Here is a 12,774-nt window from a genome sequence, read left to right on the forward strand (position 1 = left end):
CTGAATTTGATGTAGGACTATTTAGCCTGCCTAATGGGCGGGTTGAGGGGGCGCTACAAGCCTTAATTACTTAGCTTCTAAAGCTTTACGCAAATAACCAGAGACATTGTCTTGGCGTAGTAGCCATTGCTTGTAATCACCAGGCACTTGGCTGATCAGCTCGCCCTTATGTTTTCCATAAGGCATCGTTGTTGGAATTCTGGCTTTCTCAGACATCTCCCATAAAGAATCCAAAGAAACGGGGTGTAACTTATCGATAATCTGAGTAACAATTTTTGAGCAGATCCATACATCAGCTAAGGCGCTATGCGCATTGCGCAGTTGATCTCTAGCAGTATCACGCTCAAAGTAATAAAGAAGGGCGCTTTGAGTATGACTATCTAATTCAGGCCACAGACTGCGCGCAAGTGCCAGCGTGCAGATGCGCTTCACATCTGGACTGCCAATGGCAACCCAATCAAAATCAATGTTGTGACCAATCAGATATTTAGTGCCGGCCGGTAATCTAAAAGAGCTGCTTGCTGGGCAATTGACTAATTCCTCATCCATGATGTGATGAGTGGCAAGTGCACCTAGGCTAATAGGCTTACCTGGGTTGTAACGCTGCACCCAGGGATTGCCCACTTCAAATGGATTGAGGGAGGTGACATCGAGTGAGGCTGCTTCAATAATCACTGCATCGTTCTTATCGGTCGCTTCTACGTCAAAAATAATGGCTTGGGGCATATGGGGGTCTGTTGGGATTGAGTCATTCTATTGTGCCTCGAATTCATTTCTTTCCATGGGCGTTAAATAAGAAGGTCCCATACCTCAAACGCCCTTTTTCTGAGATCATTAATGAATAGGCGGTGGTTTATCATGAATTCATCGCTTATTTACCCATATTCAATCCAAGGAAGCATCGTGAAATCATTGTTAGCAATCGTATTGGCATCCATTTTTTCCATGGCATTTGCTCAGCAAAAAATAGCCATCATCCAGACGGATCAGATGCAGCAGGCGGTTGCTCGCGGCGCGATTATTTGGGATGTACGCGATGAAAAAAGTTACTTAGATGGCCATATCCCGGGAGCAATCAATATTGGTGAGATCGGTAACGTGCTGCGTGACCCGAATAAGGAAGACTACATCCCTACAGAGCAAATACAAAAGATTTTTAACGCTGCTGGTTTAGATGTGAACAAAGATGTTGTAGTTTATGGCGCACGCGGAAATCCATATACTTATTTTGGCCTGTACACAATTAATTATTTTGGCGGGAAAGATGCGCAGATTTACCATGATGGTATTGACGGCTGGAAACAAGCTGGCCTGCCAATTCAAAAAGAGCGCCAAACCTTGCCACCAGTATCAGTAGTGTTAGTACCCCAGCCTCAATTGGTTGTTAGTAATGAGGAGATGCTCAAGCTTGCCCAATCCAAATCTGTACAAATTATTGATGCCAGAACACCTGATGAGTTTTCGGGTAAGGACGTGCGCACGATTCGGGGTGGTCATATTCCCAATGCTACTAATATTCCCTATGAGGACAATTGGCAAGATCCAGCAACTGCGATCAAGCTGGGCAAGAAACAGGTTGCCGATAACTCTGGCATGGCGCTTAAAAATCAAACGGATCTAAAAAAACTGTACGCCAATCTCGATCCTGATAAAGAAACTGTGGTCTATTGCCAAAGTGGTGTGCGGGCCGCTGAGACTGCAACGGTATTGAAGTCCTTGGGCTTTAAGAAGGTCAAGGTATATGACTCGTCATGGCTGGGTTGGGGTAACAACCTTAAGGCGCCAGTTGCTGATGAAACATTCTTAAATGTTGGCGCACTTAATGCGAAGATGACTGCGATGCAAAATAAAATCAGTCAGCTAGAAGAAGCTTTAAAAAATAAAAACAATTAAATGGATATGGGATGTAGGAGGACCTGATTCTTGGTTGCTCTTGTACTGCGCCAAGATTTCTTTCTTCTTACATCCAATTCATCCTTAATCTCTATGCATCGCCACATCGAACCTCTACGCTGAATATTTCTATTTAGAGGGGTCTGCCTTGCGAGTTTCTATTGAGTGCTCCCATAAGCATCTGCAGTTATTCAGAATCTCGCTAGACGCTCGAACCGTCCTAGTTTTGCTAATTATTTGGATGATTTGGGGGATTTTGAGGATTCTGAAGATATTCTGAATCACGCATTTTGATGGGGAAAGGGTGGATGAGCCAAACCCCCGGCACTGGCAGAAATTGGGTTTGGCTGCTTCGTTCCCGACCTGACCAGGTTATCCAACCCACCATGCGGGGAGGCCCATCCAATTCCATTTTAGCTTGTTAGAATGTAAGACATGACAGCATTGGCATTAGCCCGTTCGTGGCGCCCTAAAACCTTCTCTGAATTAGTAGGCCAAGACCATGTGGTTAAGGCCTTGACGCATGCTTTGGACCAAGGTCGCTTGCACCACGCATGGCTCTTTACAGGCACCCGTGGGGTAGGTAAGACAACAATTGCCCGGATTATGGCCAAAGCCCTCAATTGCACGGGATCCGATGGATCCGGCAAGATGACTTCAGAGCCTTGTGGAAAATGCCCGGCCTGTATGGAAATCGATGCAGGGCGTTTTGTTGACTATATAGAGATGGATGCTGCAAGTAATCGTGGTGTGGACGATATTGCCTCTCTCTTAGAAAAGGCTGCTTACGCACCAAGCAATGCACGCTACAAGGTCTACATGATTGATGAGGTGCACATGCTCACCAATCATGCCTTCAATGCCATGCTTAAAACTTTGGAAGAACCTCCAGAGCACGTTAAATTTATTCTAGCTACTACCGATCCACAAAAGATCCCAGTAACTATTCTGTCGCGTTGCTTGCAGTTCAACCTCAAGCAAATGCCAGTACCACTCATTGTTGAGCATTTAGAAAAAGTACTCGCTGCCGAGAAGGTGGAATGCGAAGTCAATGCCTTGCGCGTTCTCGCCAAGGCAGCACAAGGCTCCATGCGCGATGCCCTATCGCTGACTGATCAAGCTATTGCCTATGCGGCGGGCAAAGTGTCTGAAGAATCTGTACGTGGCATGCTTGGCACATTAGACGATGCTTATCTCATTCGTATTTTGGATTGCCTTATTGCTAAAGATGGCGCAAGCCTACTTGCAGTTGCAAATGAAATGGGTGAGCGCAGCATGTCTTTCTCATTAGCGCTGCAAGATCTCTCGAGCCTATTGCAAAAGATTGCAGCAGCACAAGTTGTTCCAGAGTCTGTTCTAGAGGATTGGCCAGAAGCAGGCGAGATTCGTCGCTTAGCTGGTCAACTTACAAAAGAAGAGGCGCAACTCTTTTATCAAATTACGATTACTAGTCGTCCAGATTTATCACTAGCTCCCGATGAACAAACTGGCTTTGCCATGACACTCTTGCGTATGTTGGCATTTCGCCCCGGTAGTGGTGGTGGAGGCAACTCCTCTCCGGCACCTTCATCGCCCTCGGCCCCACCAGTAAATACTGCTCGTCCAGTGCCCTCAATGCCAGCAGCTAGAACAGCTACTCCTGCGCCAGCAGCACCTGCCGCTAAAGCAGTAGCTACAGCACCGGCAGCTACGGTATCTGCCCCTACTGCTTTGGCTAGCTCAGCTGAGCGTCCAGACTGGCATGCATTGATGCGTCAGTTACCCGTTAAAGGGATGGTGCAGCAGTTAGCATTTCAGACAGAGTTACAGGATTGGAATGATTCAGCGGCTGGAGTGCGCGCAACGATTGTGACGCCAATGCCGCAGTTAGCTTCTGATGCATCTGTTGGTCGCTTAGCTGATGCACTTACTGCTCACTTTGGTAAGCCAGTAAAGATCGTGATTGAGAAGGGTGAAGTAGAGGGCAAGACGGTTGCTAAGGTTGATGCCCAGATTCATCAAGAGAAAAGAATGAATGCGGAGCAGATGATTGCTGCTGATCCATTTATTCAGCAACTGGAAAAAGAGTTTGGCGCCAAAGTAGTTGGTGGCTCAGTGAAACCTCTTTGATGCGGCCACTGCAATACAAGCCCTTTAAATAAATATTAATATTCAAAAGCACTAAGGAAATAAAGCGATGATGAAAGGTGGACTTGCTGGCCTCATGAAACAGGCTCAGCAGATGCAAGAGAAGATGAAAACTGCGCAAGCCGAACTGGCTGCGTTGGAAGTGACTGGCCAAGCAGCTGGTGGCTTAGTTAAAGTAAGTATCTCTGGCAAATACGAACTCAAGCGTGTGCAGATTGACCCAGGCGCAATGGATGATCGCGAGATGTTGGAAGACTTGATCGTGACTGCCTACACAGAAGCATTCAAACAGGTTGAGGCTGCGAGTGCACAGATGATGTCTGGCGCTACTGCTGGCATGCCTATGCCTCCTGGCTTCAAGTTGCCTTTTTAATTCAATAGACAGTTAACTATTTAATGGCCCGTATAGAAGCCCCTCAAGATGCGCTCGGTCGTTTGATCGAGGCATTACGCGTTCTGCCTGGGGTAGGGCCTAAGTCTGCTCAGCGCATGGCGTTCTATCTTCTGCAGCATGATCGCAATGGTGCAGCTGTACTCGCTCAATCATTAGGTGAGGCAGTTGAGACAGTAGGGCACTGTGCTCGTTGCAATACTTTTTCAGAAACACAGATTTGCGGTACGTGCTCTGATGGTCGTCGTGATCCATCGCTGCTGTGTATTGTGGAAACTCCTGCTGACCAAATCATGGTGGAGCAGACCTTAAGTTTCAAAGGCAATTACTTTGTATTAATGGGGCGCCTCTCACCACTTGATGGCATGGGCCCAAACGAAATTGGCTTTGATCGCTTACTCAATCGCATTGAGGCTCCCGATACCGGTATAGCTATACGAGAAGTTGTCCTTGCAACCAACTTTACTAGCGAAGGCGAAGCAACTGCTCATTACATCGGTGAAGTGCTTAAAGCCAAAGGCATCAAAGTCACCCGTATTGCACGGGGAATTCCAGTTGGCGGCGAACTCGAATATGTCGATGCTGGTACCTTGGCCCGCGCCTTAATGGACCGCCGTTAATCTTCTGATTGATCCGTGAGTTGTTTTCAGGGCACAAGCCTAGCCTAATCTAGCAGCGATCCTTTCCCGATCTGTCATCTTGTTGCCATAAAGACTAGGTAAATTGCCTCTTTTTGGGGATAATTTGGTCTGCACCACCCTTGAGCTTCAATCTCAAGCTGTGTTTGCCTAGTTTTCTCCATCGGCATGTTGCCATTGCATTGCACTGGCATCCCCATTAGAAATTGTGAATGACCTGCAAGATTTATCTACTTCTCCTGTTGAGCATTATGTGTACATTTTTCGGGGCAACTGCGTTCGCGCAGAAGGCGGGATCAGGCTCGGACCAAATCGCGAGTTTTGCTGAGGCTATTCATGGCTTGCCAACTGAGGGCGAGCTCTTTGGTTTGCCGGTAAACGTGCATGGCCAAACAACTTATATTAATCAGCGTTACAACAACTTTACCTCCAGCTATTCTGGTCAGAACAGTATGTCTTCGCTGAAGTCGATGAGCTATACCTGGTCTGGAACTTTATTCTTTGGCGCGCGCATAGCTCCGAATACTGATATTTATTTCAATCCTGAAGTGATTTCTGGCGTGCCATTTTCTGGTCTCACTGGACTTGGTGGATTTACGAATGGTGAAGCAACCAAAGCGAATGGTGCCCAAGCAAAGTTTTATTCTGCACGCGCATTCTTGCGCCAGACAATTAATCAAGAGGGTGACAAGATTGTTCTTGAAAATGAAGCCAATCAAATTACCCAAACAGTTAGCAGTAATCGCGTAGTAGTTACTGCAGGTCAGTTTTCTACTTTAGATATTTTTGACGACAGTCGTTACGCTAAAGATCCTCGCGTACAGTTCATGAACTGGGGCAATATGACCTATTTAGCCTATGACTATGCTGCCGATGCACGCGGCTACAGTACTGGCTTAGCGGGTGAATGGTATCTCGGTAATTGGGTTATGCGCGCCTCACGTATGTTGGCTCCAAAGGCTCCGAATGGCCGCGATCTCAATTGGCAAATTTTTAATGCGTATGGCGATCAAGTAGAAGTAGAGCGTCAGCATCAAATTGCTAACTTGCCTGGTAAGGTGAGTGTGCTGGCTTATCGCAACAGAATGATGCTAGCGCGTTTTCAAGATGCAACAAATTATGTTGTGGCAAATAATGCGCAAGGCACACAAGCCATTAATAATGTGCGTAATAACTACCAATATAAAACCGGTATTGGTCTTAACGCAGAGCAGGCCTTAACTAATGATCTTGGGATCTATGGACGCGCCTTTACATCTGATGGTCATACAGAGACGATGTCTTTTACTGAAGCTGATAACTCTTTATCAGTAGGTCTGGGTATGAATGGCACGAGCTGGAGTCGTCCAAAAGATAGTATCGGCATATCAATGATGCAAAACGGACTCTCTAGTTTTAGAAGAGGCTATCTACAGGCTGGCGGAGTGTCTTACTTTATTGGCGACTATGCTGGACCGGGTCAGGCGATTTCTTATCGTCCAGAGCGTATCGGCGAGCTGTATTACAACGCTACCGTGATTAAGAATGTACTGGCTGGATTGAACTTTCAACACATCAATAATCCGGCCTATAACGCAGCCCGTGGCCCTGTGAATATCCTGTCTTTTAGGATTCATGCCGAGTTTTAAGAGATTTGCCGGCTACAGATGCAATGAGTCTTAATTATTATCTTTAGAATCAATAACATAGAGATTCTCAATTATTCGACTTTTAGCTTTTGTCCCCTATAATCCTTAAAACCCCCTGAAATGGGTGTGGATAGGTTCTAAATCTGCTTCTGGGGCTATAAAAACAGCATTTTTGATTTAGAGGCAGCAGGATTTGTTGATTCTGGGTAAACACAAAACTAGCGTAGTTCAACCGTTCAATAGCGCGACTCCATTTGTAATGGCCGCTTTTGTTGTTTGCGCCCCCGTCTTTTCTGTTTCTGCGTTTGCTCAACCGGCGATGGACGTTGCTCCAGCAAGCGTGACTGTTCAGTCTGGTGATACATCATTAGCTGCACCGCCTTCGATTGGCTCACAACTTGGCGGAACCTCTAAAGCTACAGAAATGTTTGCTCCAGTAACAAAGGCAAATACTCCGAAGATCTATACCAAGCCTGTTTCATCCGGGCCAACAGAGATGGATTTGCGTCAACTGTGGAATGAGTTAAGGATTAACAATCCACAACTATCTTCCTTGCGTGAGTCTTACTTATCTGCCAAGGCTACTGTCCCACAAATTAATGCACCCGCTAATCCACAGGTTGGATTGGTATGGTCTGGTATGCCGGTGAATTCTCCGTTTGCATTAGGTGGAGCAAATGCCCCATCACAACAATACCCTGGTGGCATCAGTAGCAATAACGCGATTTCTGTAGCGCAACCTTTTCAGTTTCCAGGTAAGAAGAGTCTGGCAGCAGATATTGCTGATACCAATGCAGAGGCATTGTTAGCAAGTTCTGAATCTACCTATCTACAGTTAGGCGCCCAGCTCTCAACCCTGTACTACAACGCCCTTGCTGCTCAAAAGCAATTACAAGTTCTTAAAGAGTCTGTAATGCGCTTAGAGATGATTAAGAACGTAGCAAAGGCGCGATACGCTAATAATGCTGCAGCCTATGTAGAGTTCTTAAATGCTCAAGTGGCACAAAGTGCTGCACAGGCAGACCAATTTAATGTAGAGCGTCAACTCGATGTCGCCTTGAAAAACATTAATACTTTGGTCGGTCGCCACTCTCGTGACAAACTAATATTGCGTGCTGATGTCCGTCGTGCAATGAATGCTGTGCCAACTTTAATTGAATTAGAAGACTATGCAGAAACCAGTCATCCATCCCTAAAGAGTTCAGCATTGCAATTAGATGCTGCGCGTAAGGGTGTTGATTTGGCAAAGAAAGCATACTTGCCGGACTTTCAGGTGATCGGTTCATCTTTTACACCGCGCGGTCCATTTTCCGCAAACAATGGTGCGATGTTCTATCAATTTGAATTGGATCTGATTATTCCTTTGTACTTCTTTACTAAAGAAAAGTATGGGGTGGAGCAGGCGCAGCGCAATCAAGCAGCTGCTGAGGCCGGTAATATTTCTAATCGCCAGCAAATTGTGCTGGCCGTGAATACTGCTTATGCTGCTTATGAGCAAGCTAAGAACCAAACCCAGTTTTTGAGAGATCGCCAAGTACCTCAAGCAGATGCTGCCTATAAGGTTGGCTTAACGCAGTACTCAAATAACGGCCAAGGATTTAATGATTTGTTGACTGCGCAAACGCAATTGCGTAACTTGGAGATTGCATTGGCTCAAGCTGAGAGCAATCTTTTGCAGGCACAAGCGGTATTGATGGTTTCAGCGGGTAAAGAGCCCTTTTAAGGAGTAGTTTTGAAAGACAAAATTCTTTCGTTTCTGAAAAATATATCTGAAAAGGCAAAGCCGATTCTGCATAAGGGCGCACATCATGGTGCGCATCATGCAAAAGTAGCTGCTGCTGGGTTAGTAGGTTTGTATTGGAATCTCACTCCGCAGAATCGTCATCGAGTACGCTTGGCTGCATTTGCATTTGCGATTCTTTCGCTGGGCATTGTTGTGGGTCGTGTCACCAACGTGAATCGCGCAGTAAAGATTGAATCCTCCGACAAGGCTTTAAGGGTAGAGAAGAGTGGCGTATTAGAGTTGAGCCTTCCTGGCGTCACGTTGAATCCAGAGATTTATGTATTTCAATCGGCAGAAAAAGTGCAAGTACCAGTCAACATCAAAGTGCCTGGGCGTTTGGCGTTTAATGCCGAAAAATCAAAAGTACTCTCAGCCCGAGCTCCTGGTCGCGTAGAGCGTATTTATGCTTTCGATGGCGCTCAGGTAGACATTGGCTCACCTATTGTTGAGATGTATAGCCCAGAATTTTTATCTGCACAGCAAGAATACTTGCTTTCCTCTAAGACGGCTAAAGTGCTTGAGACAAGTAAAACAATGAGCGACTTACTGGGGGATGCACGTATTACCCAGCAGGCGGCAGCTAACCGAATGAGAAATCTCGGCGCTGGTGAAGGCGACATTAAGAGTATTGAAAATACTGGTAAAACGACTAGCAATTTAGTGATGCGCTCACCTTTGAAGGGTGTTGTCGTTAAGCGTAATGTAGAACCTGGCTCCGCCGTAAACGCTGGTGATGTGATTGCAACCTTAGCCGATCCAAAACAGCTTTGGTTCTTGGGTAATGTATTTGAGCAAGACTTTAGGATGATTAAGCAAGGTCAGAAAATGGTCTTGCGTCTTGAAGCTTATCCTGAAAAAGAATTTATTGCTTATGCAAACTATATTGCGCCAACTATTGATCCGCAGACACGCGCTTTATTAATTCGCGCTGATGTAGAAAATACTGATGATTTATTGCGGCCTGATATGTTCGCATCTGGTTTGCTTACGACTGGGAATACTGATGCTGTTGTTGTTCCTCAGACTGCTATCGTCAGAGTGCGTGAAAGCCGCTACGCGATTATTAAAGTTGGTCCAGAATCATATCGTCGCGTTCCTGTTAAAGGCTACGACCTCAATAGCAAGAGCTTTGCTATTACGGAGGGTGTGGAGCAGGGATGGAAAATACTAGCTCAAGGCGCTGTTTTGTTAAATGATCGCTTTGCTAAGCAGGAGGATTAATTGAGCATTTTTACCTCCTTTATTCGAGGGGTTGTTGAGAAGCGCGCGCTTGTCATATTTGCTTCGATCGTATTGCTTGGTTTAGGCGTATTCAGTCTAAGCAAATTGCCTATTCAGCCATATCCAGGTGTGGCTCCTTTAACCATTCAAGCAATTTCTCAATGGCCAGGTCGAAGTACTGCTGAAGTAGAGCAACAAGTTACTATTCCGGTCGAGAATGCCTTGGCCGGTATTCCGGGGTTGCAGGCTTTTCGTTCGGTATCGCTATTTGGTTTATCTGTGGTTACTCTGAAATTTACGGAGACTACGGATTCATTTAAAGCGCGACAAATATTTATTAGTAACTTAAATGGCGTGAATTTTCCGCCCGGTGTTACCTCCAGCATCAGCCCTGATTCAGATGCGATTGGTGAAATTATGCGTTATGAGGTGAGGTCTGACTATGCCTCATCCACGCAGTTAAAAACATTACAGAACTATGAGATCTATAAAGAGCTAAAGCAGACGCCTGGAGTGGCTGATGTTTCCTCTTTTGGCGGCAAAGTGCGTCAGTATCAAGTCGTCGTGAGTCCTGAGAGTCTTCAGGCAAAGGGCGTATCTGTTAATCAGTTGATTGATGCTTTAACGAACGCTAATAGCAATACTGGTGGGGGACTACTGCCGACCGGTGAACAGCAGTTTGTAGTACGTGGTGTCGGCCTCTTGAAAAATATTGACGATATCAAACAGGTAGTCATCACAATCAATAACGGCGTACCAATTCGTATAGGAGATGTGGCGAAAGTCGAAATTGGAAATGCTCCTCGCTTGGGAATGTTCCAATTCAATGACAACCCAGACTCCGTAGAGGGCATCATTTATTTACGCCGCGGTGAGAACGCTACAGAGGTTTTAGCTCGCGTGCGAACCACCATTGAAAATATTAATAAGCATGTATTGCCTCCTGGTATCGAAGTAAAGCCATTCTATGACCGACAAGCTTTGTTGGATATCACGATTGGTACCGTTAAACATACCTTACTCATCGGTATCTCACTGGTTCTAGTCGTCCTGTATTTATTCTTAGGCAATTTGCGCGCTGCAGCAGTAGTTGCGGCAATCATCCCTCTGTCACTATGCGTTTCATTTATACAGATGCACCTATGGAGTGTCCCAGCGAATTTGATTTCCTTGGGGGCAATTGACTTCGGCGTCATTGTTGATGCGGCAGTGATCTTATGTGAAAACGTGATGCGTCATTTGGAAGAGGGCGGTAAGCGCCTAAACCAAAGCATTATTCTTGCCACCAGTGAAGTACAGCGTGCCATGATTTATTCCACAGGAATCATCATCGTTGCTTATTCACCATTATTTTTTATGGGTGGCGTGGAGGGCATTATTTTTAGACCAATGGCTTTCACCATGGGTTTTGCCTTACTTGCCGCAATGGTATTGAGCTTAACCTTTTTACCGGCAATGGTTTCTTTGGTCTTTGGCGAAAATCTGCATCACAAGCCACCAGCATTTATTACGAAGTTAATTGCAGGCTACAAACCATTGTTGCGTAGGTTGATGGATCGTCCGCTAACCGTGTTTTCAGTTACCGTTTTTGTATTGGCTATTACGCTATTGAGTATGACCCGCCTTGGAACAGCGTTCTTACCTACGCTTGAAGAGAACAATATTTGGTTGCGCGTTACCCTACCCAATACAGTTGACTTGGATTATTCAATTAAGATCGCCAATCAATTGCGTCAAAACTTCATGGAGCGCCCTGAAATTGATCGGGTTGCCGCTCAGATTGGCCGTCCTGATGACGGCACTGATTCCACAGGAGTGTTTAATCAGGAGTATGGCCTTTACCTTAAGGGCCCAGACAAAATGCCTGCCGGTTCGTCCAAAAAGTCGTTGATTACTCAGCTGGAAAAAGAGCTCGATACCATTCCTGGGATTACTTATAGCTTCTCTCAATATATTGAAGATAACGTCAATGAGGCTTTATCAGGCGTTAAGGGAGAGAACTCCGTAAAGATTTATGGCTCAGATTTAGATATATTGGATCAGAAGGCACATGAAGTAGTTGCGCAGCTTAAAAAGGTCCGTGGTGTTGCAGATGAGGGCGTTCTTAAAGAGCTTGGTCAGCCTACCTTAAATATCCAGATTGATCGTGACCGTGCTGCACGTTATGGTATTAATGTTAATGACATCCAGACTGTGGTTGCCAATGCTATTGGCGGCGCTGCAGTAACAAACTTACTTGAAGATGAAAAGACCTTTGGTATTGCCATTCGCCTTAACGAGGGTAGTCGTAATGATGTGGCGGATATCGGCAATCTATTAGTCGACGCCCCAAGCGATACTAAGATTCCATTGTCTATGGTGGCGACAGTGAAGCTTACTGATGGACCATTTTTTATCTATCGTGAAGCAGGTAAGCGTTATATCGCTATTAAATTTAGCGTTCGTAATCGTGATTTAGGAAGCGCCGTGGAGGATGCTCAGTATCTGGTGGAGAAGAATATTACTTTGCCGCCAAATTACTCCATCAGTTGGGATGGCCAGTTTAATCAAATGAAGCAGGCACATAAAAAGCTGATGGTCATTGTTCCTTTGGCTCTAACTGGCATCTTCCTATTACTTGTTAGTGCATTTGGTAATTTCCGTGATGCCTTCATTGTGATGATTAACGTACCGTTTGCTGCCATTGGAGGTGTGATTGCATTGCATCTCGCAGGTGAGACTTTGAGTATTTCTGCTTTCTTTGGATTCTTGTCTCTCTTTGGTATAGCAATTCAGGATGGGGTGATTCTGATTTCCTTCATCAATAAAACTACCGCCAAAGAACATGGTGAAATGAAGGATGTGATGGTTGACGGTGCCGCTCTTCGGGTGCGACCTGTATTAATGACCGCAATCCTTGCGGGCTTAGGTCTTTTACCAGCCGCCCTGTCTCACTCAATAGGTTCTGAGGCGCAAAGACCTTTAGCGCTTGTCATTGTTGGCGGCATGGTCTCCACAATTATTTTGACATTGCTTGTATTGCCAGTGATTTATAGCTGGTTTAGAGGTCGCGCTCTAAATGCAATGCAAAATATCTAAAATTCAGAAAGCCAA

Annotated in this window: 9 protein-coding genes and 1 other RNA gene; 8 read left to right on the top strand and 2 right to left on the bottom strand. The window is 45.6% G+C overall.

Translation table 11 applies throughout. The annotated features are described in order from the left end of the window. Positions 1 to 66: 66 nt before the first annotated feature. On the bottom strand, positions 67 to 726 hold the full coding sequence (locus tag ICN20_RS07680; protein WP_216239279.1) for a putative quorum-sensing-regulated virulence factor: 660 nt from the start codon (positions 724 to 726) through the stop codon (positions 67 to 69). A 132-nt stretch (positions 727 to 858) separates the two neighbouring features. On the opposite strand from ICN20_RS07680, the gene ICN20_RS07685 reads away from it, so the two are divergent. Continuing rightward, positions 859 to 1,893, top strand: a complete 1,035-nt coding sequence (locus tag ICN20_RS07685) for a sulfurtransferase (protein ID WP_216239281.1) — start codon at positions 859 to 861, stop codon at positions 1,891 to 1,893. 304 nt (positions 1,894 to 2,197) lie between these two features. On the opposite strand, the gene ffs is transcribed toward ICN20_RS07685, so the two are convergent. Next, positions 2,198 to 2,296, bottom strand: an RNA gene (ffs, locus tag ICN20_RS07690) — signal recognition particle sRNA small type. A 32-nt stretch (positions 2,297 to 2,328) separates the two neighbouring features. Here ffs and dnaX point away from each other — a divergent pair. From dnaX to ICN20_RS07725, 7 genes are all read left to right on the top strand, one after another. Next, positions 2,329 to 4,002 (top strand): DNA polymerase III subunit gamma/tau, encoded by a 1,674-nt coding sequence (dnaX, locus tag ICN20_RS07695; RefSeq protein ID WP_216239282.1) that lies wholly within the window; start codon positions 2,329 to 2,331, stop codon positions 4,000 to 4,002. A 67-nt stretch (positions 4,003 to 4,069) separates the two neighbouring features. Beyond that, a complete protein-coding gene (locus ICN20_RS07700) occupies positions 4,070 to 4,393 on the top strand; it encodes a YbaB/EbfC family nucleoid-associated protein (protein ID WP_215321825.1) in 324 nt (107 codons plus the stop codon). Positions 4,394 to 4,416: 23 nt separating this feature from the next. Further along, positions 4,417 to 5,031 carry a recombination mediator RecR gene (gene recR, locus ICN20_RS07705; protein ID WP_216239285.1) on the top strand — a complete coding sequence of 205 codons (615 nt, stop codon included), beginning with the start codon at positions 4,417 to 4,419 and terminating at the stop codon, positions 5,029 to 5,031. A 230-nt stretch (positions 5,032 to 5,261) separates the two neighbouring features. Beyond that, complete coding sequence (locus ICN20_RS07710; protein WP_216239295.1) at positions 5,262 to 6,677, top strand: carbohydrate porin; 1,416 nt, start codon at positions 5,262 to 5,264, stop codon at positions 6,675 to 6,677. A 259-nt stretch (positions 6,678 to 6,936) separates the two neighbouring features. Then, entirely contained in the window at positions 6,937 to 8,400 is a 1,464-nt protein-coding gene (locus tag ICN20_RS07715) for a TolC family protein (protein ID WP_216239296.1), read from the top strand. 9 nt (positions 8,401 to 8,409) lie between these two features. Then, on the top strand, positions 8,410 to 9,681 hold the full coding sequence (locus ICN20_RS07720) for an efflux RND transporter periplasmic adaptor subunit (RefSeq protein WP_216239299.1): 1,272 nt from the start codon (positions 8,410 to 8,412) through the stop codon (positions 9,679 to 9,681). Then, the gene (locus ICN20_RS07725; protein WP_216860199.1) at positions 9,682 to 12,759 is read left to right on the top strand and encodes an efflux RND transporter permease subunit; all 3,078 of its coding nucleotides are present in this window, start codon (positions 9,682 to 9,684) and stop codon (positions 12,757 to 12,759) included. The last annotated feature ends 15 nt before the right edge of the window (positions 12,760 to 12,774 follow it).

The sequence above is a fragment of the Polynucleobacter sp. JS-Polo-80-F4 genome, assembly GCF_018881965.1.
GTDB lineage: Bacteria > Pseudomonadota > Gammaproteobacteria > Burkholderiales > Burkholderiaceae > Polynucleobacter.